General features: G+C 71.5%; 23 protein-coding genes. 7 read left to right on the top strand and 16 right to left on the bottom strand.

Annotated elements, in window-relative coordinates; translation table 11 throughout:
- The first annotated feature begins 17 nt into the window (after window positions 1–17).
- From ACZ3I4_RS14480 to ACZ3I4_RS14465, 4 genes are read left to right on the top strand one after another with little or no spacing between them, the layout of a single operon-like run.
- Entirely contained in the window at window positions 18–1,031 is a 1,014-nt protein-coding gene (locus tag ACZ3I4_RS14480) for a GNAT family N-acetyltransferase (protein WP_465382361.1), read from the top strand.
- Between the two features lie 10 nt (window positions 1,032–1,041).
- Window positions 1,042–2,253 carry an FAD-dependent monooxygenase gene (locus ACZ3I4_RS14475; protein WP_465382360.1) on the top strand — a complete coding sequence of 404 codons (1,212 nt, stop codon included), beginning with the start codon at window positions 1,042–1,044 and terminating at the stop codon, window positions 2,251–2,253.
- Window positions 2,254–2,255: 2 nt separating this feature from the next.
- The gene (locus ACZ3I4_RS14470) at window positions 2,256–3,260 is read left to right on the top strand and encodes a GNAT family N-acetyltransferase (RefSeq protein ID WP_465382359.1); all 1,005 of its coding nucleotides are present in this window, start codon (window positions 2,256–2,258) and stop codon (window positions 3,258–3,260) included.
- Window positions 3,261–3,320: 60 nt separating this feature from the next.
- Complete coding sequence (locus tag ACZ3I4_RS14465) at window positions 3,321–3,587, top strand: hypothetical protein (RefSeq protein WP_465382358.1); 267 nt, start codon at window positions 3,321–3,323, stop codon at window positions 3,585–3,587.
- A 150-nt stretch (window positions 3,588–3,737) separates the two neighbouring features.
- On the opposite strand, the gene ACZ3I4_RS14460 is transcribed toward ACZ3I4_RS14465, so the two are convergent.
- The 5 genes from ACZ3I4_RS14460 to ACZ3I4_RS14440 form a co-directional block, all read right to left on the bottom strand.
- A complete protein-coding gene (locus tag ACZ3I4_RS14460; RefSeq protein WP_465382357.1) occupies window positions 3,738–3,959 on the bottom strand; it encodes a hypothetical protein in 222 nt (73 codons plus the stop codon).
- Between the two features lie 299 nt (window positions 3,960–4,258).
- Window positions 4,259–5,308 carry a hypothetical protein gene (locus ACZ3I4_RS14455; protein ID WP_465382356.1) on the bottom strand — a complete coding sequence of 350 codons (1,050 nt, stop codon included), beginning with the start codon at window positions 5,306–5,308 and terminating at the stop codon, window positions 4,259–4,261.
- Window positions 5,298–5,951 carry a sugar transferase gene (locus ACZ3I4_RS14450; protein WP_465382355.1) on the bottom strand — a complete coding sequence of 218 codons (654 nt, stop codon included), beginning with the start codon at window positions 5,949–5,951 and terminating at the stop codon, window positions 5,298–5,300. Before ACZ3I4_RS14450 ends, ACZ3I4_RS14455 begins: the two co-directional genes overlap by 11 nt.
- Window positions 5,948–7,204 (bottom strand): nucleotide sugar dehydrogenase, encoded by a 1,257-nt coding sequence (locus tag ACZ3I4_RS14445; RefSeq protein WP_465382354.1) that lies wholly within the window; start codon window positions 7,202–7,204, stop codon window positions 5,948–5,950. Before ACZ3I4_RS14445 ends, ACZ3I4_RS14450 begins: the two co-directional genes overlap by 4 nt.
- A 9-nt stretch (window positions 7,205–7,213) precedes the next feature.
- Window positions 7,214–9,115 carry a polysaccharide biosynthesis protein gene (locus tag ACZ3I4_RS14440; RefSeq protein WP_465382353.1) on the bottom strand — a complete coding sequence of 634 codons (1,902 nt, stop codon included), beginning with the start codon at window positions 9,113–9,115 and terminating at the stop codon, window positions 7,214–7,216.
- A 380-nt stretch (window positions 9,116–9,495) separates the two neighbouring features.
- Between ACZ3I4_RS14440 and ACZ3I4_RS14435 the strand changes: the two genes are divergently transcribed.
- Window positions 9,496–10,566, top strand: coding sequence for a glycosyltransferase (locus ACZ3I4_RS14435; protein WP_465382352.1), 1,071 nt, complete (start codon window positions 9,496–9,498; stop codon window positions 10,564–10,566).
- On the opposite strand, the gene ACZ3I4_RS14430 is transcribed toward ACZ3I4_RS14435, so the two are convergent.
- The 3 genes from ACZ3I4_RS14430 to ACZ3I4_RS14420 all read right to left on the bottom strand — a co-directional run bounded on the left by ACZ3I4_RS14430 (window position 10,539) and on the right by ACZ3I4_RS14420 (window position 13,371).
- Window positions 10,539–11,102 carry a VanZ family protein gene (locus tag ACZ3I4_RS14430; RefSeq protein ID WP_465382351.1) on the bottom strand — a complete coding sequence of 188 codons (564 nt, stop codon included), beginning with the start codon at window positions 11,100–11,102 and terminating at the stop codon, window positions 10,539–10,541. The two genes, ACZ3I4_RS14435 and ACZ3I4_RS14430, sit on opposite strands and share 28 nt — an antisense overlap.
- Before the next feature lie 19 nt (window positions 11,103–11,121).
- The gene (locus ACZ3I4_RS14425) at window positions 11,122–11,727 is read right to left on the bottom strand and encodes a response regulator transcription factor (RefSeq protein ID WP_465382350.1); all 606 of its coding nucleotides are present in this window, start codon (window positions 11,725–11,727) and stop codon (window positions 11,122–11,124) included.
- Window positions 11,728–12,051: 324 nt separating this feature from the next.
- On the bottom strand, window positions 12,052–13,371 hold the full coding sequence (locus ACZ3I4_RS14420) for an FUSC family protein (protein ID WP_465382349.1): 1,320 nt from the start codon (window positions 13,369–13,371) through the stop codon (window positions 12,052–12,054).
- Window positions 13,372–13,542: 171 nt separating this feature from the next.
- Here ACZ3I4_RS14420 and ACZ3I4_RS14415 point away from each other — a divergent pair, with 171 nt between their 5' ends.
- The gene (locus ACZ3I4_RS14415) at window positions 13,543–14,085 is read left to right on the top strand and encodes a SigE family RNA polymerase sigma factor (protein WP_465382348.1); all 543 of its coding nucleotides are present in this window, start codon (window positions 13,543–13,545) and stop codon (window positions 14,083–14,085) included.
- A complete protein-coding gene (locus tag ACZ3I4_RS14410) occupies window positions 14,082–15,470 on the top strand; it encodes a hypothetical protein (protein WP_465382347.1) in 1,389 nt (462 codons plus the stop codon). The genes ACZ3I4_RS14415 and ACZ3I4_RS14410 overlap by 4 nt, the downstream gene beginning before the upstream one ends.
- 43 nt (window positions 15,471–15,513) lie before the next feature.
- Here ACZ3I4_RS14410 and ACZ3I4_RS14405 read toward each other — a convergent pair whose 3' ends face one another.
- The 8 genes from ACZ3I4_RS14405 to argC form a co-directional block, all read right to left on the bottom strand.
- A complete protein-coding gene (locus ACZ3I4_RS14405; RefSeq protein WP_465382346.1) occupies window positions 15,514–16,635 on the bottom strand; it encodes an LPXTG cell wall anchor domain-containing protein in 1,122 nt (373 codons plus the stop codon).
- Between the two features lie 78 nt (window positions 16,636–16,713).
- Entirely contained in the window at window positions 16,714–18,135 is a 1,422-nt protein-coding gene (argH, locus tag ACZ3I4_RS14400) for an argininosuccinate lyase (RefSeq protein ID WP_465382345.1), read from the bottom strand.
- On the bottom strand, window positions 18,128–18,640 hold the full coding sequence (locus tag ACZ3I4_RS14395; RefSeq protein ID WP_465382344.1) for an arginine repressor: 513 nt from the start codon (window positions 18,638–18,640) through the stop codon (window positions 18,128–18,130). The genes argH and ACZ3I4_RS14395 overlap by 8 nt, the downstream gene beginning before the upstream one ends.
- Complete coding sequence (gene argF / locus ACZ3I4_RS14390) at window positions 18,637–19,566, bottom strand: ornithine carbamoyltransferase (protein ID WP_465382343.1); 930 nt, start codon at window positions 19,564–19,566, stop codon at window positions 18,637–18,639. Before argF ends, ACZ3I4_RS14395 begins: the two co-directional genes overlap by 4 nt.
- Window positions 19,563–20,714, bottom strand: a complete 1,152-nt coding sequence (locus ACZ3I4_RS14385; protein WP_465382342.1) for an acetylornithine transaminase — start codon at window positions 20,712–20,714, stop codon at window positions 19,563–19,565. Before ACZ3I4_RS14385 ends, argF begins: the two co-directional genes overlap by 4 nt.
- Window positions 20,711–21,580, bottom strand: coding sequence for an acetylglutamate kinase (gene argB / locus ACZ3I4_RS14380; protein WP_465382341.1), 870 nt, complete (start codon window positions 21,578–21,580; stop codon window positions 20,711–20,713). Before argB ends, ACZ3I4_RS14385 begins: the two co-directional genes overlap by 4 nt.
- A complete protein-coding gene (gene argJ / locus ACZ3I4_RS14375) occupies window positions 21,577–22,749 on the bottom strand; it encodes a bifunctional glutamate N-acetyltransferase/amino-acid acetyltransferase ArgJ (protein ID WP_465382340.1) in 1,173 nt (390 codons plus the stop codon). Before argJ ends, argB begins: the two co-directional genes overlap by 4 nt.
- On the bottom strand, window positions 22,746–23,747 hold the full coding sequence (gene argC, locus ACZ3I4_RS14370) for an N-acetyl-gamma-glutamyl-phosphate reductase (RefSeq protein ID WP_465382339.1): 1,002 nt from the start codon (window positions 23,745–23,747) through the stop codon (window positions 22,746–22,748). Before argC ends, argJ begins: the two co-directional genes overlap by 4 nt.
- Window positions 23,748–23,801 lie beyond the last annotated feature (54 nt).

Genomic DNA, 23,801 nt, shown 5'->3' with positions numbered 1-23,801 from the left:
CTTTAAGGAGAACAGACATGACCGCAGCGCTCGTGGGACCGGCCGCCCGGGAATGGAAGGAGGTCCTGCACCGGACCCGGCACGACACCTACCACCTTCCCGGATACGTCACCCTGGACGCCGCGCTGAACTCGGGCGCCCCGGCCGCCTTCTGGTACACCGACGGCCGCCGTCACCTGCTGCTCCCGCTGATCCTGCGTGAGATCCCCGGCACCGGGTTGCGAGACGCCCTTTCCCCGTACGGATATCCGGGGCCGGTCAGCGACGCGATGCCGGGCGACCGTGACTTCTGGGAACGGGCCTGCATGGCGATGCTCGAGACGCTGCGCGGCGAGGGGGTGGTGACCGCGTTCGTCCGCATGCACCCGCTGCTGCCCGCCCCGCTGGAACTGCTCGGCCGGTTCGGCACGCTGGTGCACCACGGCGAGACCGTCTCGATGGACCTCACGGTCAGCCTCGAACAGATGTGGCGGCAGACCCGCAGCGACCACCGCAACCACATCAACCGGGCGCGGCGGGCCGGCACCGAGGTGGTCTTCGACGACTGGGACCGGCTGGACGAGTGGGTCGAGGTCTATCACGACAACATGCGCCGGGTCGGGGCGACGTCGTACTACTTCTTCACCCGCGAGCACCTGGCGGCGATGCACGACGCGATGGGCGACCGCATGCACCTGGCCGTCGCGCTGGAGGACGGCGAGGTCGTCGGGGGCAACACGTTCTTCGAGCATCACGGCATCGCCACGGGCTACGTCTCGTCGACGCGGCGAGCGCCCCGCCGGTACGCCGACGAGATGCTCTACGACGAGGTGCGGCGCTGGTGCAAGGCGCGCGGCGACACCGTCTTCCACCTGGGCGGGGGCAAGGGCGGGGCGCGGGACTCGCTGTTCACGTACAAGGCCGGGTTCTCCCCCCGGGAGCATCCGTTCCACACCTGGCGGATCGTCGCGGACCGGCCGGCGTACGAGGAAATGGTCTTTGCCCTGGGTCGCGAGACCGACGAATCGGGAACCTTCCCGCCCTATCGCTGAGGAGCACGCCATGCGGATCACCTGTGTCGGCGGCGGGCCCGCCGGACTCTACTTCGCGGTGCTGGCCAAGCTGGCCGATCCCGCGCACGAGGTCACCGTGCTGGAACGCAACCCGCCGGGCGTCACCTACGGATGGGGCGTGGTCTTCTGGGACGACCTCCTCGACGACCTTTTCGCGTACGACCCGGTGAGCGCGCGCCGGATCTGGGACGCGGCCCGCCAGTGGGACGAGTACGAGGTGCGGGCCACCGGCAAGGAGGTGACGCATCTGGCCGGCTACGGGTTCAGCCTGGGGCGGCACAAGCTGCTGGCCATCCTGGCCGCCCGGGCCATCGAGCTCGGTGTCGACGTGCGGTACTCGATGGACATGTCGGAGGTCCCGCCCTCCGACCTCGTGGTTGCCTGCGACGGCGCCGGCAGTCAACTCCGGTCGGCCGACGCGGCGCACTTCGGCACCGAGGTCTCGGTGGGCGCGAACAAGTACATCTGGCTGGGCACGCCGCACATCTTCCGGACGTTCACCTTCGGCTTCGAGAAGACGCACGCGGGCTGGATCTGGTACCACGCCTACCCGTTCGACGACGGGACGAGCACGTTCATCGCCGAATGCACCCCCGCGGTGTGGTCGGCGCTGGAACTGGACCGGCTCGACGCGGAGTCCGGCTGCGCGCGCCTCGAGACCATCTTCGCCGCCCATCTGGGCGGGCAGCGGCTGGTCGACCACCGGGCCGGCTCGGGCGGCACCGGCTGGATGAACTTCCGCCGCGTGACCAACCAGCGCTGGGACAACGGCAACGTGGTGCTGATGGGCGACGCCGCGCACACGACGCACTTCGCGATCGGTTCGGGCACCAAGCTGGCCATGCAGGACGCGATGGCGCTGGCCGACAGCCTGGCCCGGGGCGGCCCGCTCGCGCCCGCCCTCGAACGCTACGAGCATCGCCGCCGGGCCGCGCTCGCGCCGCTGCAGCGGGCCGCCCTGGCCAGCAGCGAATGGTTCGAGCGGATGCCCGATTACGCGGATCTGCCGTCGAACCGCTTCTCGTACGCGCTGTCCGACCGCCGCGGCGAGTATCCATTGTGGCGGTACCTGTTGCACCTGAGCACCCAGCGCTCGGTGCCGAGAGCGATGCTGCGATCGGCCCTGAACGCCCGCCGACGGAGCCGGGCCCGGCGCCGTCCCGCCACCGAGCCTCGAATTCCCCAGCTCACCGGAGGTTGACTATGGCCGATGCCGCACTGTTGTCACCGCGGGACCCGGCATGGACGGAGGCACTCGACCGGGTCCGGCACGACATCTACCACATCCCCGAGTACGTGCGGCTCGACGCCGGTCTGACCGGCGCAACTCCGATCGCCTTCCGATACGACGAGGGCGGACGCGTCTTCCTGCTGCCCCTGCTGGTGCGGCCGGTGCCCGACAGCGACCTGCAAGACGCGATTTCCCCGTACGGGTATCCGGGCCCCGTCGGCAGCCGGGACGCGGCCTTCTGGTCGCGTGCGGCCGGCGTGATGGGCGAACTGCTCTGCACCGAGGGGGTGATCACCGCGTTCGCGCGGCTCCATCCGCTGCTCCCCGGCTGCCCGGAGTCGCTGGCCCGGTCGGGCACGCTGGTGCACCACGGCGAGACGGTCTCGATCGACCTGACCCTCGGCCCCGACGAGCTCTGGTCGCAGACCCACCGCAGCCACCGCAACCAGATCAACAAGGCCCGGCGGGCCGGCGTCGAGGTCGTCTTCGACGACTGGGAGCTGTTCGACGCCTGGATCGCCACCTACCACGCCACCATGCGCCGGGTCGGGGCAGCCGAGTTCTACTTCTTCGGTTCCGAGCACTTCCACCGCCTGCGGGCCGCCCTCGCCGATCACGCCCACCTGGCCGTCGCGCTCTCCGAGGGCCGGGTGCTCGGGGGCAACCTGTTCTTCGAATACGGCGGCATGATGCACACCCACCTGCAGTCCACCGCCGACGGCCCGATCCATTACGCCGACAAACTGCTCTACCACGAGGTACGCCTGTGGGGCCGCGCCCGCGGCAACAAGATCTATCACCTGGGCGGCGGGGTCGGCGGCTCGGCCGACTCCCTGTTCCAATACAAGAGCCAGTTCGCGTCCGGCCGCCACCAGTTCCACACGTGGCGGGTGATCACCGACCGGAACAACTTCGAGAAGCTGGCCGGGCCGCTCACGCCTGAGTCGCTGACCGGGCGGTTCCCGCCCTATCGATAGCCCCTTGGCCGGCACCCGCCGGGCCGTCCGGCGGCCCACGTCCAAGTTAGGATCGGGCTTGTGCCCGTCATCGACCTCGACTCCCGGCCCCGGGTCGCCCCGGACCGCCGGGCGCGGCACCCTCGTCTGCTGGTCATCGCGGCGGCGGCCGCCCTGCTGCTGAGCCTGCCCGGAGAAGCCGGCCCGGCGCCGAGCGTCTCCGACGACTTCTGCGTCCATTTCCCCTCGACGGTCCCCTCGGGGACGCTCGTCGTCGTGGTGGACGCCGAGTCGGGCGCCGTCCTGCGGACGACAGGCATCGAAGGCAACTGCACGACCGGCCCGTAGCCCCGCCGACACCGACCGCCCGTAACCCGCCGACGCCGCCTGCTCGTAGCCCGCCGACACCGACCGCCCGTTACCCGCCGACGCTGCCCGCTCGCGGCTCGCCGTTTCCGCCGGCCGGTTGGGTGGTCCGGCGGAAACGGCGGCCTGTTCTCAACGCCAGCGGCGGCGGTAGTCCCGGCGGGTGGTCCGGGACCATTGCCGGCGGACGATCGTGCCCGTCTCGCCGGTCCTTCGCGGGTCCCGGTGCCAGATCCGGCGGCGGGGAGCGGGGACGGTCCGGGGCTTGGGGAAGTCGAAAGCCGACTTCCGGAGGATCCAGGCGCCGTCCCAGCCGAGCTGGAGGGTGCTGCGTGACGACTCGATGATGATCACTGGTGGGGTACCGATCTGCTGCGACAGTTCCGGGCGGAGACGACGCTCCGCGGGTTGTGCCCGCGCACAGCGGCGAAGCGAGAGGCGGACCCGCCGCGCTCGCTCGGTCGGTGCGTGACGTCAGGGCGCGAGGCCGCGACGCCGGAGACTTCCGGCGTGCCCGCTTCGCGCGGTGGACGTGTCAGCAGTGATACAACGGCCTGTCCCCTGTTCGGCGATGGAACCCACCTGGCGACGCTAGCAGCGGCCCGCCGGGCGACTCCACCGATTTGGGTCCGCGAATTCGAGGCCACGAGCGATCAGGCCGCGGGCACCGGGGTGGCGGACAGCAGGGTGGCGGCTCGGTGCACGTCGGCGGGGCCGCAGCGGTGGTCCATCGGGACGGTCAGGATCCGGTCGGCGAGCGTGGCGGCCTCGTCGTCGCCGCTCCAGAAGCCGTCGCGGGACTGCCGCCAGTGGACGGGGGCGTAGATGCCGTGGCGGGCCAGGCGGCCGAGCAGGTCGTCGCGGGCCGTCTCGTCGGAGCAGAGCAGCTGGACCCGGAAGGGCGCCGCACCTCGCGGATGAGCGCCGGGCGAGGCAACCAGCAAGGGGGCGGGCAGCAACACTTCCAGGGCGCGGGCGTTGCGGGTGCTCGCCGCGCGGATGCCGGCTATGTCGAGGATCGGCAGCACGGCCACGGTGAAGGCGCCCGGGGGTGCCGCGCTGCCGAGCAACGCCCGCTCGCCCCGTTGTTGCAGGGTGCGGAACACGTCCTTCGGCACCGGCTTCCCGCCGAGCCAGGCCGCCTTGAGCACCATGGCGGTCAGCTTGAGGTCGCTGCCGGGTGACCCGGCGCCGGACGGGGACGGCAGGTCGAGGCCCCGGGGCGACCACAGCAGACCACCGTCGGGGAGGGGCAGGGTCTTGCGCAGCGAGGCCACCGCGTACGGCGCCGTGCTGGTCGTGGCCCACGGGCCGAACGGGTCGTGCGAATGGTCCTCGATGACGGTCACGCCGGGATGCGCGCCGATCCAGTCGCGCCAGACCGCGCCGTCCTCGCGGCCGAAGAGGTTCTGGACCAGCACCACGTCGCCCGGGCGGGCCCGCAGCGTCTCCATCGAGGGGCCGCCGGGCCGGTGCCGGTACCACGCGAGCGGCATGACCGCGCTCAACGCCTCGGCCACTCCCATGCAGAAGAACGAGGGGACGTGCAGGCGGCCCGGCCGGGCGAGCCGGCCCAGCAACGACAGGAGGGCTCCGCAGCCGGTGGCGTACAGGGAATGGCTTAGCGGCAGGGGGCTGTTTCGCGCGACGTCGAGCAGGACGGCCGGGTCCCAGTGGAACTCCGAGCCGATCTCAGGCCGCACGACGAACGTCCTCGGCCGGACCACGATCCTGGGCCCGGGCAATGTTGAGCGTGTCGACGTGTACGGGGGGCTCGCCGCGGCGCAGGTCGGTGATCGTACGCGCGATGATCCGCAGGTCGAGCAGCGGCGACCAGTTGTCGATGTACCAGCGGTCGAGCACGAACCGCTGCGGCCAGTCGATGTCGTCGCGGCCGTTGACCTGGGCCCAGCCGGTGATCCCGGGTTTCACCTCGAGACGCCGCGCGTCCACCGGCGAATAGTTGGCCACCTGCGGCAGCACGTCGGGGCGGGGGCCGACCAGCAGCATGTGCCCGGCCAGCACGTTGATCAGCTGGGGCAGCTCGTCGAGGCTGGTGCGGCGCAGGAACCGGCCGCACGCGGTGATCCGGGGATCGTTCTCGACCAGGCCGAACGGGTCGCTGATGCCCAGCTCGGCGCTCATCGCGACGGAGTGGTGCACCATCGAGCGGAACTTGAGCATCCGGAACGGCTTGCCGCGCAGGCCGGCGCGGTCCTGCACGAAGAGGATGCCGGGGCCGTCGGCGACGCGGATCCACACCGCGACCGCGAGCACCACCGGGGACAGCAGGATCAGAGCGACGGCGGCGACCAGGCGGTTGAGGAAACCCCAGAGCAGTTTCACATCGTCTCCACGTTTTCTCCGGTGAGGCGGCGGCGGGTGTCCAGCACGTACGCGGCGTGCTCGACGACGAGGCCGAGGTCGAAGACGTCGTGGTCGGCCAGCAGCACGACGGCGTCGGCCTCGGCCAGTTGCGACGCCGTCGCCGGGACCCGGGTGACGCGCCGGTCGACCTGCGCGTCCTCGACCACGTGGGGATCGGCCGCCCGTACGTCGGCCCCCATGTCGAGCAGCAGCGAGGCGATCCGGCGCGCGGGCGACTCCCGGGCGTCCCCGCTGTTCTTCTTGTAGGCCAGGCCGAGCAGCAGGATGGTCGAGCCGTTGACCGCCTTGCGCTGCTGATTGAGGGCCGCGACGAGACGACGTACGACGTAGTCGGGCATGTGGTTGTTGATGTCGTTGGCCAGCTCGACGAAGCGGAAGCTCTGCCCGAGGGTCCGCTGCACCCGCCACGACAGGTAGGACGGGTCGATCGGCAGGCAGTGGCCGCCCACCCCGGGCCCGGGCACGAAGCGCAGATAGCCGAACGGCTTGGACGACGCGGCGTCGATCGCCTCCCACACGTCGATTCCGAGGTCGTGGGCGAAGACGGCCAGCTCGTTGACGAGCGCGATGTTCACGTGCCGAAACGTGTTCTCCAGCAGCTTGGCCAGCTCGGCCACCTTGCAGTCGGAGACGGGCACGGTCTTGGCCACCACCGAGCTGTAGAACGCGTCGATGCGTTCCAGCGACGCCGGGTTGATGCCGGAGACCACCTTGGGCGTCGTCTCCAGCGTCCATTCGCGGTTGCCGGGGTCGATGCGCTCGGGGCTGTAGCCGAGGAAGAAGTCGTCCCCCGCGATGAGCCCGGAGCCCTCCTCGAGCAGCGGGGCGACCAGGTCGGTCGTCGTGCCCGGATAGGTGGTCGACTCGAGCGCCACGGTCGCCCCGGGCCGCAGGTAACGGGCCAGCGTGCGGGCCGACTCCTCGATGTACTTGAGGTCGGGTGTGCCCTCGCGCAGCGGCGTGGGGACGGCGATGACCGCGATGTCGAAGCCGGCGCACGAGCGCGGGTCGGCCGACGGGTGGAAGGTGCCGGTGCCGAGCAGTTCCCGCAGCTCGTCCGACGACACGTCGTCCACGTAGGACTCGCCGGCGGCCAGCCGCTTGATCCGTTCGTCGTCGACGTCGAAGCCGACGACGGTGTGCCCGACCCGGGCCGCGCGGACGGCCAGCGGCAGCCCGACATATCCCTGACCGACGATGACAACCCGCATGGAGGCTCCTCAGCTGGCTTTCAGTGACTGCGTGGGGGTTTCGCGGGCGACGGAGAGCGCGGGGCTCTCGGCCAGCCAGCGCAGGACCGCGATGAGGTCGCCGCGGGGCGCCGTCGGGTCGAGCAGGGAGAGCACGGCCCCGTCGAGCGGGGGCACCGGCACCTGCGAGATGAGCGGGTGGTTGGGGCGGCGGTCGCTCTCGTGCGCGCCGAACAGACTCTCGTGCATCTTCTCGGCCGGGCGGAGTCCGGTGTAGACGATGGAAATGTGCCGTTCGGCCGCGTCGGCCAGGCGGCGGGCCACGTCGGCGATGCGGACCGGCTCGCCCATGTCGAGCACCAGCACCTCGCCCGCGCTCTCCAGCGCGCCCGCCTGCACGACCAGGCGTACGGCCTCCTGGACGGTCATGAAGAACCGGGACACCTCGGGGTGCGTGACCGTGATCGGCCCGCCCGCCTCGACCTGCGCGGCGAACGTGGTGAGCACCGAGCCGCGGCTGCCGAGCACGTTGCCGAAGCGGACGCTGCAGTACGTGCCGGGGCCGGACTCGTCGGCCGCCGCGGTGAGCCGTTCGGTGATGCGCTTGGAGTAGCCGAGCACGCTGCCCGGGTCGGCGGCCTTGTCGGTGGAGATGTTGACCAGCCGCTCGACGCCGTGCCGGAGCGCGGTCTGCAGGAGCTGGTACGTCCCGATGATGTTGGTCTTGAGCGCCTCGGACGGGTGCATCTCGAGCAGCGGCAGGTGCTTGAGGGCGGCGGCGTGAAAGACCACCTGCGGCCGGTGCTCGGCGAAGACCTCGTCGAGCCGCTGCTGGTCGCGGATGTCGGCCACCACCAGGTTGCGGTCGTCGAGCAGGCCGCGGCCGTCCATCGAGAGCTGCACGGCGTGCAGGCCGGACTCGTCGCGGTCGAGCATCACCAGGGCGGCCGGCTCGAAGCGGACGAGCTGACGGCACAGCTCGGAGCCGATCGAGCCGCCGGCGCCGGTGACGAGCACGCGCCGGCCGGTCAGATAGCCGGCGATGGCTTGCAGGTCGATGCCGATCTCGCGGCGGCCCAGCAGGTCGGCGTGGCTGACCGGGCGGATGTCGTCGACGCTGACCGTGCGGCCGAACAGCTCGACCACCGGCGGCACGACCTTGACCTCGACGCCGGTGGGCCCGGCGAGCTCGGTCAGCTCGCGCACCAGCTCGGCGCCGGCGCTCGGGATGGCGATCAGCAGGACGTCGGCCTCGTAGCGGCTGACCACCGAGGCCATCGCGTGCCGGGTGCCGGCCACCGGCACGCCCATCACGCGCAGGGTGCGTTTGGCCGGGTCGTCGTCGAGCAGGGCGACCGGCACGTACGGGCTGCCGGGGTTGCGCAGCATGGCCCGGACGATCTGGGCCGCGCCCTCGCCCGCACCCATCACGACCACGCGCCCGCCGTGCTCCGGTGAGGGCCGCAGGCGCTGGTCGCGCGAGAGGCGTACGGCATAACGCACCCCGGCCGCGAGGACGAGGGCGATCAGGCCGGACGCGATGATGGCCGACCGCGGCACCAGCCGGCCGAGCAGCGTGTCGAGGACGAACAGCACCGGGGTGGTGACCGCCGCGGTTTTGGCCAGCGCCGCGATCTCTTCGAAGCACCCGTACGCCCACCGGCCGGTGTAGAGGCCGAAGCGGAGCCCGACGATGGTGTGCACGACAGCCGCGAACGCCCCGAGAACCAGCACCTCGGGCAGATGCGACTCGGGCAGGTTGCCGTCGTGCCGCAGCACCGTGGCGATGGCCAGCGCGAGAGCCAGGGCGAGTGCGTCGACCCCGGCCCGGGCGGCCCGGCCTCCAAGGATGGCGCCCAGCCGGGGTGAGCCCGGCCATCGACCCGGAGGATCGTCGGTGTCCGCGCGGGGCGCCGCACTGCGTACCTGCATGAATTCCTCCTTGCGCGGACGCCCGGGATCACCGGTCGAAGAAGCTTCTTCACAAGGCAAGGAAAATGCGCCCGGTAATATGGTCACCGAGGCCGGGAAATATGATCCGAAGCGCTTTCGCCGCCTGCGTTCCGAGCGTGCCAGGAGGGGCCGGGTGAATACAGTAGCAATTGTCACGCACCATATGAGATTTACTCACGTTTGACATGACACCCGGCCTGGCCTGCTCGATTGTCGGTTCACGGCCCGAACATGAAAGTGAAAGACTCTCTACTTAGGCATGACATTTGCGACTGTCATTAGGCTCCGACCTCTGCGAACGTCCATTCCACGGGGCGCGCAATCATATTCCTGACAATGCGATAGCGGGGTACCGAGAAATGGCCGTTCGGGTGCTGCACGTGATCAGCGCCCGGGCCGGCGACGGCGCCGAACATCAGCTGCGGCTGCTGATCCACCACCTGCCGCAGCAGAGCGAGGTGGTCACGCTGTCACCGCCCGGACCGGTCCTCGCCGCCATGCGGGCGTCGGGCACGACCGTGCACGAGATCGCCGGCAGCCGCGACCTCGACCCGAGCGCGATCGTCCGGCTGGGCCGGCTGGCCCGGCGCGGCGGGTTCGACGTGGTGCACACCCACCTGTTCCGGGCGGGCGTGCAGGGCCGATTCGCCGCCTGGCTGGCCGGGATCGCCCACGTCGTGGCGACCGAGTATCACCTCGACGAGGGACGGCGGACCGCGCTCGCCGCCCGGCCCGGCAGCCGGGGCCGGTTCACCATCGCCGTGTCCACATTGATCGCCGAGCGGCTGCGCCGGCGGGGCGTGCCCGACGACCGGCTGGCCGTCATTCCCAAGGCGCTCGACGCGGGCGAGTTCCGCTTCGACGCCGGGCTGCGGGACGAGGCCCGGGCCCGGCTGGGCATCGCCGACGGCACCCCAGTGATCGGGGGGCTGGGCCGGCTCGAGCCGCGTAAACGGTTCGACGTGCTGATCCGGGCCGTGGCCGAGGTGCCCGGCGCGGTGCTGCTGCTGGCCGGTGACGGCCCGGCCCGCCGCGGGCTGGAACGGCTGGCGGCGATCGAGGGTGTGTCCGACCGGCTGCGGTTCGCCGGGCCGGTGCGCCACGCACGCGAGATGTACAGCGCCATGGACGTCTTCGCGTCACCGGGACGCGAGACGGTCGGGCTGGTCGTGCTGGAGGCGATCGCGGCCGGGCTGCCCGCCCTCTATGCGACCTGCGAGGCCCTGGAGGACAAGTCGGTCGAGGGCGCCGAGCGGCTCACCCCGCACGATCCGGAATCGCTGCCGCGCAAGCTGCGGGCCGAGGTGCTCTGCCTGGCCGAACGGTCCGGCGGGCGGCTGCCGGTCCGGTCGGCCGGCGACCGGTACGACGCCGGGCGGATGGCGGCCGAGGTCGGCGGCCTCTACGAGCGGGTCAGCGGCTCGGGCTGACGGGCCGCCGACCAGTGGTCGAGCGTGCGGGCCACGATCGGGGCCTGGATGATCACCCAGCCCAGCCAGGCGCCGAGCGTGTTGGCCATCAGGTCGTTCACGTCGGCCCAGCGGTCGCCGTGCAGAAGAACGAGGAGCAGCCCCTGGATCGTCTCGATCGACAGGCTGATCAGGAAGCCGATCAGCACCACCCGCCGCCGGGCGCGCACCCCGGCCACCACCCGCAGTGCCGCGGCCAGCGGCAGCATCATGATGATGTTGAGGATGAAGTCGTCGACCCGCATCGTGACGACCGGGATCAGCAGGAACCGGAAGAACTCGGGGTCACCCGCCGCGGGCCCCCACGCGATCCGTAGCGGCAGCATGGTCGCGCCGGCCACCGCCACCGAATACCACCCCGCGGCCCAGGTCGCGACGAGCCGGCCCGGAGTCAGCGCGCGCCGGCGCAGCAACACGACGACCGCGGCCACCATGAGCGCCGTCCCGAGCGGAATCAGGATCTCCAGGGCGGGAATCTCGAGCTGACCGGATGGCACCGCACCAACGGTACCTATGTCAGCGGAGCCAGCCGTCCTTACGGGCGATCCGGATGGCGTCGAGGCGGTTGCGCGCACCGGTCTTCGAGATGATCGCCGACAGGTAGTTGCGGACCGTGCCGCCCGACAGGAACAGCTTGCGCGCGATCTCCTTGACCGGCTCACCCTCGGCGGCCAGCCCCAGCACCTCGAGCTCGCGCGTCGTCAGGCCCTTGTCGGTGAGCAGCGACGCGGTGTGCAGCCGGGGTGACACCACCCGCTCGCCGCCGGCCAGACGGCGTACGGAATCGGCCAGAAGCGGCGCCGAAGCGTCCTTGGGCAGGAAGTTGAGCGGCCCCGACCGGTGCCGGGGCGGCAGCATGCCGCGCTTGAGGGGATCGCAGAGCAGCAGCATGGCGCACGACGGGTTGGCCGAGCGCACCGCGTTGGCCACCGGAAGGATCTGACCGACCATGTATTGCGTGTCGATGACGATCACCGACGGCCACATCTCGGCCGCGACCTGCGGCAGATCGTTACCGAACGGGAGCGTACCGATGAAATGCATGTCGGGGTTCGGCTCGAGCAGGGCTCGGACCGGGACACCGAAGTATCCCTCATCTCTGGCCACCGCAACCCGGATCACCACATCACCTCACCGATGGACGCCAGCACCCGTGCCCGGATCTCTCCGGCAGGCACCCCGGAAAGCTTTGTTCCTTGGTACTCCTGCTTGTCTATTCGTCTCACTGGACTGAGCGGATGGGCCGGACCGTTGACGATTTTCTCGGTAGGCAGCTCACGACGCAGATGTGCCACCGGTCGCGCGGGTCCCGGCGCCTCCTCACCGTAACGTCTCCGTCACATTCGGGCGACCGGCCTAGCCGATCAAATGACCCAAGTGCACCGGATCTCCTGAGCGGGCCGCCCGAAATCCGCGCGAAACGATCGGGACCGTCCACCGTGGAAGTCAGGCGGCGGTTCCGTCGCGGCGCTTGTCCCACAGGCGACGGACGGCCGGCAGCACCTCGGAGACCGCCGGGATGCCCGGTTCGGGTGCGGGCTCACCGACCGCCAGGGCCGGCGCCGACCGGGCCAGCGACCCGGCCATCCGGTCGATGTCGTTCATGATCGAACCGGTCAGCACCAGCACGCCGGTGTCGGCGAACTCGCTGCGCACGGTGCGCAGCGTCCGCCGGGGCGCCTCCCGCAGGTTCGCCAGCAGGTCGTCGAGGTGACCGGCGTCCCCGGTGACGTCGGCCTCGGGGTCCGAGACCAGGTCGGCGTGCGCGGCGAACGCCTCGGCGGCGGTGGTCAGCACGTGCCCGATCTGGGCCGGCACACCTGCGGTCATCGGGGTCGCGATCGCGTCGAACATCGAGCGGGCCACCGAGTTCACCTGGTGCACGCCGTGCTCGAGGGCCCGCAGGGTCTGCTGCAGCGGCACGACCCGGGCGGTCGGCGTGGTCAGCGACCAGCGGGCCTGCTTGGTCAGCTCCTCGACCGCGGTGACCGCGCCGGTCAGGTCCTCGTTCAGCTCGCGCGAGCGGGCCAGCCAGGCGGTGGCCTCCTCCCGGGTGTAACCGCCGCGGGCGCCGGCGCCCAGATCGCCGAGCAGCAGGGCGATCTCGGTGGAGAGGTGGGCGAGCTGGTGCCGGGCCCGCTCGATCGGCGTCATCCCGCCGACCAGCGGCGAGAGGATCGCGCCGACGACGATGCCGAGGGCGGTCGCCGCCACGCGCTGCCACATGAACGCCTCGGTGAGCGTGCTGCCGGCGACCAGGATGCCCAGCGACGTCGCCGGCACCGCGACCGCGCCGTCGCCCAGGCGCAGCAACCGGCCGGCGGCCAGACCGCAGCCGGCGATCACCGCGACCGACCACCAGTGCAGACCGAAGAAGTGCCACACGCCGACCGCCACACCGATCGCGGCGACGGTGGCGATCAGGCGCTGCGCCCCCTCGCGGACCGAGGCGTGCGAGCTGATCTGCACCGACAGCGTCGCCGAGATGGCCGCGATCACCGGCCCGGCCAGGTCCAGGAAAATAGCCGCGGACCACGCGAGACCGGCGGCGATGCCGGACACCAGCACGGCCCGGGCGGTGGCGCCGTCGACCTGGTCGAAGCACCAGCGGAGCCGGCGCCGCACACGCTCCGGCAGGTGCGGCCGCACCCGGGCGTGCATCGCGTGATAACCGGAGTGAACGGCGGGGCGGACTTTACGGCGCAACAGGGTCGCGACCAGCGCGCACAGAGCGAGGCCGCCGGCAACGACGAGAAACTCCTGCAACGTTCCGTCTTTCTCTCTTCACCCTCGGTTACGGCCAACTCCGACGTTAGTCATGACCGGCCGGTCTGATGGTGATATGAGAGGAATGTGATCGCGGTCGCGCGCTTCCGGGTGAGCCCAAAGACCTTAGGCTGACTCAACCTTTTGGATGTCGGACGGCGTTAGCTCACCATGTCATCACACACACCGGCCGACGACGGCTTCCGCGCCTTCGTCGAACAGCAGTGGGGGCCGCTCGTGCGGCTGGCCTACCTGCTGACCGGCGATCGCGGATACGCCGAGGACCTGGTCCAGGCGGCCCTGGAAAAGACCCATCGCAAATGGGGACGCGTCTCGCGGATGGAGGCGCCGGTCGCCTACGTCCGCCGGGCGATGGTGAACACCGCGACCTCCTGGCGCCGGCGCCGGCGGGTCAGCGAGGTTCCGCTGCTGACCACGGACGGTCCGATCAATGACCCGTACGGCTCGATCGAGCACCGGCAGCAGGTCGTCGCCGCGCTGCGCACCCTGCCCCCGCGGATGCGCGCGGTGCTGGTCCTGCGGTACTTCGGCGACCTGACCGAGACCGAGATCGCCGACGCGCTCGGCTGTTCGGTCGGCACCGTCAAGAGCCAGTGCTCGCGCGGGCTGGAGCGCCTGCGCGACCAGATCACCCCCGCCGCCGTTTCCCGGGCCGCCGCCGCTGTCGCCGCCGAGCAGAGGACACAAGCATGAACACCGAGACCACTCTCAAGGACGCGCTGGCGGCCGAGGCCGACGCGCTCGGCGCGATCGACAACCCGTGGCCCGGGTTCGAGCGACGCGAACGCCGTCACCGGATGAGGCGGCGCGGGGTCGTCGCCGGAGTGGCGGCCGTGCTGGCCGGGGCGGCCGGCGTGCAGACCGGCGTGATCCCGCTGCCCGGCTGGGCGCCCGGCATCGCGGTCGCCGGCTTCAACGCGGTGCTCGACCAGGGCCCGGTCCGCGGATCGCTCGCGGGCGACAAGGCGTTCCTCGAGGACATGCGCCGCCACTTCAAGGACGTCGAGGACCCGGGCGAGACCTGGCGGATCGCCGACCGCAGCAAGATCAAATTTGTGTACGCGGCGGACGTCGGCGACCGCCGGATCGTGCTCGCGCTGGTCCCGCTGCGCTTCGGCTTCCTCGAGGACCGGGCGCTGATCTGGTACGACGGCGACGCCGGGGACCCGGCGGCCAAGCTGGTGGAGAGCGGCCGGGTCGACGGCGGCGAGACGGTGGTGACCTATTCGATGCGCAGCGCCGAAGCGCCGGGCGTGCTCGTGGTGGTCGCCCCGGAGGGTTCCACGGTCGCGATCAGCGAGGGCTTCCGCTACAGCGCCGAAGGACGCGTCGAGCACGCCCCCGACCAGGTGCAGCCGGCCGGAACCGGACTCGCCGAGCTGGTACTTCCTCCCGCGCCCTCACCCCCCGACACCAAGGTCACGGTGACCGACGGCGCCGACGTCCTCTACACCGGTACCGTCGGCGCCGGCTGGTCGAGTTCCTCCGGCTACCGGCCCGACGAGTTCCCGCCGGCCGCCGTGACCGAGGCGCTGGGTGACCGGAAGTTCGACCGGGCCACCCTGACCCGCTGGGCGAACGGCGCGCTGCAGGACACCCGGCTCCCTGCGGCCGGGACGGCGCTCGCCGTCCGCTGGACCGGCACGGTCAACGGGCAGCCGGCCGCCCTGCTCACCCTCCGTCCCCGCGGGGGCGGCGTGCTCGCGTACGCGTTCCACGGTTCCGCCGACTCCTACCGCGAGGACCTGCGCCTCCTGCTGCCGGCCGAGGGCGTGGCCGAGCGGCCCGTGGCGTGGCGCATGCGGGCCGACGGCAGCGACGACCGCACCGACCGGGTCGTCGTGGTCGGCCCGGCGGGCGCGACCGGCCTGACGTTGCAACTCGGCACGGCCGCGCCGGTGCAGCTCACGCCGGACGCGACGGGTGCGGCCATGACGTCGGTGCCGCCGGCCCAGGAAGCGCACGTGACGGCGTACGGGAAGAACGGGGTGAAAATGGGCACCACGCCCGTGCCGGCGTTCGAGTACGAGTCGGGTGGCCTGCCCGGCGACACCCCGAAAACCCGGGTCGTCGGCTAACAGGCCGCATCACGCTGGAGCGGCCGAGGTCGCTCCAGCGTGGTCAGACGTTCCGGCGGCGACGGCCCAGCGCGTACGCGATGACGCCGCCGGCCAGCAGCAGCCCACCGAGGGCGGCGATGGTCGAAGCGCTGGAACCCGTCACCGGAAGGCCGCCGCCCTCACCCGGGGCCGGCGTGACGGGGGCGGGGGTGGCCGGAGTGGCCGGGGACTCGGTGGGGCCCGGCTGCGCCGTCACGACCGTGAAGCTGCGGTTGTTCTCCCAGTTCGTGTCGGTCGACGCCACCCGCTGCTCGCCCGGCGCGGGTGTGGGGTTGGGCTGCAGCAGCAGCTGGGTGCCCGTGCCCTGCTCCCAGTCCGAGGTGTCGTAGCCGACCTCGGCGTAGTCCTCGGCCGTGAAGAACTGGTAGAGGTAGGTGTTCTTCGACTTGGCCTTCACGCTCGCGTCGAGCTGGGCGACGGGTCCGCCGAGCCGATAGGTGGCGCCGGGCGCGAGGCGCTGGTCGAAGCGGCAGTGCGCGATCTCGAGCCGCGAATCGGTGAAGTAGGTGCAGTTGCCGTACTTCTCCATGAAGCTCAGCCCCTGCGCCAGGGTCAGCTCGACGACCGGATCGTCGACCGGCGCCCGGCCCGAGACCGACACCTCGATCGGCGAGGTGATCACGGCACCCGGCTCGGCGGTGATCGCCCCCCGGGCCGGCAGCGCGGCCAGATCGACCCCGTTGACCACGGTCACCTTGGCGGTGGCGGTGGCCGGCCCGAAGCCGTCGGCGGCCACTTTCAGCGTCAGTTCCCCGGCTTGGCCGGGGGTCGCGTCCTCCGCCGCCCGCACCTTGATCACCGGAAGATGCCAGGAGATGTCGTTGCCGGCCTGATAGCTGCCGAGGCGGCAGGTCGTCACCGCTCCCGCGCCGGAGCATTCCCAGCCGCTCTCGTCGATCGCCGCCCGGGCCACGCCGGCGGTCGCGCCGAGCTCGATGACGAGGTTTACCAGCTTGCGGGTGCCGGGCGGCAGCGTCCACTCGGTGCGCGCCTGCTTGTCCACCCCGGCGACAACCAGGTCTTCGACGCTGACCCTCATGTCGGCCGGCGCGGCCTGCACCGGGGCGGGCAGCAGGACGGCAACAGCCGTCGCCACGGCCGCGTAAAGGACTCGACGCAACACTGAGGACACCCCCGCGATCAGCAAGTGACGCCGGAGGATAGCGAAAGAGCGGCCCGCCGCGCAGGCCGCTCTGTCAGCTCAGCGAGGAACGACCTTTTCCACCGCCCACTGGCGCCACGTGTCGAGGTGGTGCTGGACCTGGGCCAGCTGGTCGGCGACCGGGCCGGGGCCGGTGGAGCCGGGAGTGGTGCGGCCGGCCAGGGCCGACTCGACCGAGAGCACCTGGCGGACCGACGGGTCGAGGTGTTCGCTGACCGTCTCGAGGTCGTCGTCGGTCAGGTCCTCGAGTTCGCACTCGCGCACCGAGCAGAGGGCGACCAGACGGCCGGTGATCTCGTGGGCGTCGCGGAACGGCACACCCTTGCGGACCAGCCAGTCGGCGACCTCGGTGGCCAGCGAGAAGCCGACCGGTGCGGCCGCGGCGAGGCGGTCCACCCGTACGGTCATGGTGGACACCATGCCGGCCAGCGCGGGCAGCAGCAGCTCGAGCGTCTCGATCGCGTCGAAGACCGGCTCCTTGTCCTCCTGCATGTCCCGGTCGTAGGTCAGCGGCAGGCCCTTGAGCATGGTCAGCACCGCGACCAGCCCGCCGATCAGCCGGCCGCTCTTGCCCCGGGCCAGTTCGGCGATGTCCGCGTTCTTCTTCTGCGGCATGATCGACGATCCGGTGGCGAACGCGTCGTCGAGCTCGACCCAGCCGAACTCGGTCGACGTCCAGAGCACCACCTCCTCGCCGAGCCGGGACAGGTGCACCCCGATCAGCGACGTGATGAACAGGAACTCGGCGACGAAGTCACGGTCGGCCACCGCGTCCATCGAGTTCGCCGCGGGCGCGTTGAAGCCCAGTTCCTTGGCCACGGCAGCCGGGTCGAGGGGCAGCGACGAGCCGGCCAGCGCACCGCTGCCGAGCGGCGAGACCGCCGTACGGGCGTCCCAGTCCTTCATCCGATCGAGGTCGCGCAGCAGCGGCTGCACGTGGGCGAGCAGCCAGTGGCCGAACGAGACCGGCTGGGCGTGCTGCACGTGGGTGAGACCGGGCGCCGGCGTGCCGACGTTGCGGGCCGCCTGCTCGGTCAGCGCGTCGGCCAGCTCGACCAGCGCCACGGCCACCCCGCGGGCGTGGTCGCGCATGTAGAGCCGCAGATCGGTGGCGACCTGGTCGTTGCGGGAGCGGCCGGCACGCAGCTTGCCGCCGAGCGCGCCCAGCCGTTCCAGCAGGCCACGCTCGAGGGCGGTGTGCACGTCCTCGTCGTCTATGGTCGGCCGGAACTCACCGGACGCGCAGGCCGCCTCGAGATCGTCGAGGGCGGCCAGCATCTGACCCAGCTCGTCCGGGTCGAGCAGACCGGCCGCGGCGAGCACCCGGGCGTGGGCCCGCGAGCCGGCGATGTCGTACGGGGCGAGACGCCAGTCGAACTGGACGCTCACCGAGAGGCGGGCGAGGGCATCGGCGGGACCACCGGCGAACCGGCCACCCCACAGGGAAGTCTTCTCAGTCATCGTCTCTCAGTTTGCCTTGGAACGAATCGGTGTTGTGCCCGGCCCAGTCGGCGAGCTTGGCCGCCAGCGCCTTGCCCCCGGTGACGTCGCGGGCCACCACGAGGATCGTGTCGTCGCCGGCGATGGTGCCGACGACGTCGGTCAGGCCGGCCCGGTCGAGCGCGCTGGCCAGGAAGTGCGCGGCCCCCGGCGGGGTCCGCAGAACGGCGATGTTGCCGCTCGAGTCGACCCCGGTCAACAGCTCCCGCAGCAGACGCAGCAGCCGGGCCGGGCCCTGACCGCTGGTCTCGCGAAGCGGGCGTTTTCCGTCCTCGGGGATCAGGTAGGCGCCGCTGACCTTGACGGCGCCCAGCTCCTCGAGGTCGCGCGAAAGAGTGGCCTGGGTGACCTGGACGCCGTCGTCGGACAGCAGCTCGGCCAGTTCGGTCTGCGAGCGGACTGCCTTGTCGCGGATCAGTTCGACGATCCGCGCGTGCCGACCGGCCCGGGTCACCGGCCCGGTCATTGCGAGTTCACCGACAGGAGCCAGGCCAGCAGTGCCTTCTGCGCGTGCAGGCGGTTTTCGGCCTGGTCGAAGACCGCGCTCTGCGGCCCGTCCATGACCTCGTCGGTGATCTCCTCGCCGCGGTGCGCGGGCAGGCAGTGCAGCACGATCGCGCCCTCGGCCGCGGCGCCCAGCAGCTTGTCGTTGACCTGGTAGGGCCAGAACGGGGTGAGCCGGTCACGCCCGTCACCCTCCTGACCCATCGAGGTCCACGTGTCGGTGGCGATCACGTCGACGCCGTCGGCCGCCTCGAACGGGTCGCGCAGCACCTCGACCGAGCCGCCGGTCCAGGCCGCGATCTCGGCCGCCCGCCCCACCACGGCGGGCGCCGGGTCGAAACCGGACGGACCGGCCACCCGTACGTGCATGCCCGCGGTCGCCCCGGCCAGCAGATAGGAGTGCGCCATGTTGTTGGCCGCGTCTCCCACGTACGCGAGCTTGCGCCCCTGCGGAGAACCGAGCCGCTCGCGGATGGTGAGCAGGTCGGCCAGCAGCTGACAGGGGTGGAACCCGTCGGTCAGCGCGTTGATCACCGGCACGTTGACGTCGGACGCCAGCTCGACGAGCCGCTCGTCCCCGGTGGTCCGGAAGACCATCGCGGCGACGTAGCGGGACACGACGTGCCCGGCGTCGCTGAGCGATTCACCCCGGCCGAAGTGGGTCGCGTGCGTGTCCACGATCATCGGCTGACCGCCCAGCTCGGCGATGCCGGCCTCGAACGAGAGCCGGGTCCGCAGGCTGACCTTGTCGAAGAAGACGGCCACCGAGCGGGGGCCCTCGAGCGGCCGGTACGCGAACCGTTCGGCCTTCATCGCGGCGGCCAGGTCGAGCACGGTGCTCTGCTCGTCGGGCGTGAGGTCGTCGTCGCGCAGGAAATGACGGGTCACAGCGCGCTCCTCAGGGCCTCGATCAGCGCGTCGGCCTGCTCGGAGCTGACGATCAGCGGCGGGGCCAGCCGGATGACGTCGGGCTGGGGGGCGTTCACGAGAAACCCGGCCTCCTTGAGGGTGGCGGCGACGCGGGCGGCCTCGGGCTCGGTGAGCACGATGCCGAGCAGCAGACCGGCGCCGCGGACGTTCTTGACCAGCGGGTGGAGCCCTTCGATGCCGCGGCGCAGCTGCTCGCCGACGCGCTTGACGTGGTCGAGCAGGCCCTCGCCGGCGATCGTGCGGATCACGGCCAGGCCGGCCGCGCACGAGATAGGGTTGCCGCCGAACGTGGTGCCGTGCGAGCCGGGGGTGAACAGCTCCGCGGCCGGGCCGAACGCGATGCAGGCGCCGATCGGGAGGCCGCCGCCGAGCCCCTTGGCCAGGGTGATGATGTCGGGTTCGACGCCTTCGCTCTGGTGGTGGAACCAGTGGCCGGTCCGCCCGATGCCGGTCTGCACCTCGTCCAGCACGAGCAGCGCGCCCGTCCGGGAGCAGATGTCGCGAACGCCGGCGAGATAGCCCGCGGGCGGCACGACTACGCCGTTCTCGCCCTGGATCGGCTCCAGAATGACCATGGCCGTCTCGCCCGACACGGCCGCTTCCATCTCGGACAGGTCGCCGAAGGTCACATGCGTCACCTCACCCGGGAGCGGCCGGAAAGGATCAGCCTTGGCGGGCTGGCCGGTAAGGGCGAGCGCCCCCATCGTCCGGCCATGGAACCCACCGTGGGTGGCGACCACGTGCGTACGGCCGGTCAGCCGCGAGATCTTGAAGGCGGCCTCGTTGGCCTCGGCGCCCGAGTTGGTGAAGACGACCCGGCCGGCGCGGCCCGCCAGCGCGAGCAGTAGTTCGGCCAGCGCGACCGGCGGCTCGGCGACGTAGAAGTTGGAGACGTGCCCGAGCTGCTGCACCTGCTGGGTGACGGCGGCGACCACGGCCGGGTGGGCGTGGCCGAGCGCGTTGACCGCGATGCCGCCGAGGAAGTCGACGTACTGCTTGCCGTTCTCATCGGTGATCACCGCGCCCTCACCGCGTACGAAGGCGGCCTGCGGGGTGCCGTAGTTGTTCATGCCCGCCTGTTGCCACCGCTCGATCAACGAGCTCATGAGGGGACCACCATTGTTCCTATTCCTTCCGGGGTGAAGACTTCGAGCAGCGTCGAATGGGCGACCCGGCCGTCGATGACGTGGGCCGCGGGCACGCCACCGCGTACGGCGCGCAGGCAGGCCTCCATCTTGGGGACCATGCCCGACTCGAGGCGGGGCAGCAGCTTGGCCAGGGCGTCCGCGTCGATCTCGGTGACCAGCGACGACGTGTCCGGCCAGTCGGTGTAGAGACCGGGCACGTCGGTCAGCACGACCAGCTTGTGCGCGCCCAGGGCCTCGGCCAGCGCGGCGGCGGCGGTGTCGGCGTTCACGTTGTGCACCACGCCGTCGGCGTCGGGGGCGACACTGGCGATCACCGGGATGCGCCCGGCCTCGATGAGGTCGTTCACGGCCGAGGTGTCGACCCGGTCCACGTCGCCGACCAGTCCGATGTCGACCATCTCACCGTCGATCAGAGCCCCACGCCGTACGGCGGTGAACAGGTGCGCGTCCTCGCCGGAGAGCCCGACGGCGAGCGGGCCGTGCCGGTTGATCAGCCCGACCAGCTCGCGGCCGACCTGCCCGGTCAGCACCATCCGGACGACGTCCATCGCCTCGGGGGTGGTGACCCGCAGGCCGCCGCGGAACTCGCTCTGGATGCCGAAGCGGTCGAGCATCCGGCTGATCTGCGGGCCGCCGCCGTGCACGACGACCGGGCGGATGCCGGCGTACCGCAAGAACGCCATGTCGGCCGCGAACGCCTGCTGCAGAGCCGCGTTGATCATGGCGTTGCCGCCGTACTTGACCACGATGGTCGAGCCGTGGAAGCGCTCCAGCCAGGGCAGCGCCTCGATCAGGACCTCGGCCTTGCCGACCGGACTGCTCACGAGGAGTACGCCGAGTTCTCGTGCACGTAGGCGTGCGAGAGGTCGGTGGTCCAGATCGTCGCGTCCATCTCGCCCTCGCGCAGGTTGATCGTGATCCGCACGTCGCGGCCGGACAGGTCGACCTTGGACCGGTCCTCCGCGGCCGCGCCGCCCTTGCAGATCCACACGTCGTTGATCGCCACGTCGACCCGGTCGGGCTCGAAGCGGGCCCGGGTGGTGCCGACCGCGGCCAGGATGCGCCCCCAGTTCGGGTCGTTGCCGAACAGCGCGGTCTTGACCAGGTTGTTGCCGGCCACCGTCCGGCCCACCTCGACCGCGTCGGCCTCGCTGGCCGCGCCCTTGACCTCGATCGCGACGTGCTTGGTGGCGCCCTCGGCGTCGGCGATCAGTTGCTGGGCGAGGTCGTGGCAGACCTCGAGGACCGCGGCGGTCAGCTCCTCGGGCGAGGGCTGGACGTCGGAGGCGCCGCTGGCCAGCAGCAGCACGGTGTCGTTGGTCGACATGCAGCCGTCGGCGTCGATCCGGTCGAAGGTCAGCCGGGTCGCCTCGCGCAGGGCCGCGTCGAGCACCTCGTTGCCCGCGCTGGCGTCGGTGGTGATCACCACGAGCATGGTGGCCAGGGCCGGGGCGAGCATGCCGGCGCCCTTGGCGATGCCGCCGACCGACCAGCCGTCGCGCCGGACCACCGCGTTCTTGGCCACGGTGTCGGTCGTCATGATCGCCTCGGCGGCCTTTCCGCCCTTGTCGCCGGCGAGCTCCTTGGCCGCGGCGGTGACTCCGGGCAGCAGCTTGTCCATCGGCAGCAGCTCGCCGATCAGCCCGGTCGAGCAGACGGCGACGTCGCCCGCGCCGATCAGCTGCGGCTTGGGGGCGCTGCGAAGGACGGCCGCGGTGTGCTCGGCGGTGGCGTGCGTGTCGCGGAAACCCTGGGTGCCGGTGCACGCGTTGGCGCCGCCCGAGTTGAGCACGACCGCGCGCACGACGCCGCCCTTGAGCACCTGCTGGCTCCAGAGCACGGGCGCGGCCTTGACCCGGTTGCCGGTGAAGACCCCGGCCGCGGTGAAGTCGGGGCCGTCGTTGACGACGAGGGCCACGTCGAGGTTGCCGGTGGGCTTGAGGCCGGCGGCAACGCCCGACGCCCGGAAGCCCTTGGGGGAGGTGACGGTCACGGTGCTACTCCGAACACGGACAGGCCCATCGTCTCGGGCAGACCGGACATGAGGTTGGCGCACTGCACGGCCTGGCCGGCCGCGCCCTTGCCGAGGTTGTCGAGCGCGCTCACCACCACGAGACGGCCCGAGTCGACGTCGACCGTGGCCTGCAGGTGGCACGAGTTGGAGCCGGCGGTCGCGGCCGTGTGCGGCCAGGCGCCCTCCGGGAGGACATGGACAAAAGGCTCGTTCCCGTACGCGGCCCTCAACGTCTCGCGCGGATCGCCCTCGTTGCGGCGACGGGCCGTGACGGTGGCCAGAATGCCGCGGGGCATGGGCGCGAGCACGGGGGTCATCGAGAGTGACGCCGCCCCGGTCGCCTGCTTGATCTCGGGCACGTGCTGGTGCGCGCCCACCTTGTACGGCGAGAGATCGCCCATGATCTCGCTGGCCAGCAGGTTCACCTTGGCGCTGCGGCCCGCGCCGGACGTGCCGGAGCTCGCCACCACGACGACGTCCTCGGGGTCGGCCAGGCCGGCCGAGATCAGCGGGGCCAGCGCGAGCGTGATGGTGGCCGCATAACAGCCCGTGTTGGCCACCCGGTTGGAGGCCGCGATCAGCTCCCGCTGACCGGGCAACTCGGGCAGACCGTATGTCCACGTGCCGGCGTGCGCGCCCCCGTAGTAGCGCTCCCACAGCGTCGCGTCCTTGAGCCGGAAGTCGGCGCCCAGATCCACGATCTTGACGTGCTCCGGAAGCTGCGCCGCGACGGCCGCCGACTGCCCGTGCGGCAGGGCGAGAAACACCAGGTCGGCGTCGCTCAGGCCGGCCGCGTCGGTCGCGCCGAGCGTGAGGTCGAGGCCCGCCAGTTGCGGATGTACGGCGGTGACGTGCGCACCGGCCTGTGAGTGGGCCGTGGCGGCCACGAGGTCGAACTCGGGATGCCCCGCGAGCAGGCGCAGCAATTCGCCGCCCGCATACCCACTGGCTCCCGCTACCGCGACCCGGATTCCCATACCAACCTCCGCATGACTATGCAGAAGACCGTATCAACTCACGATCGCGCTCAG

The sequence above is a fragment of the Actinoplanes sp. NPDC021490 genome (assembly GCF_055562135.1).
Note: the sequence above shows the minus strand (reverse complement) of the source record. Positions and strands in the feature narration are given on the sequence as shown.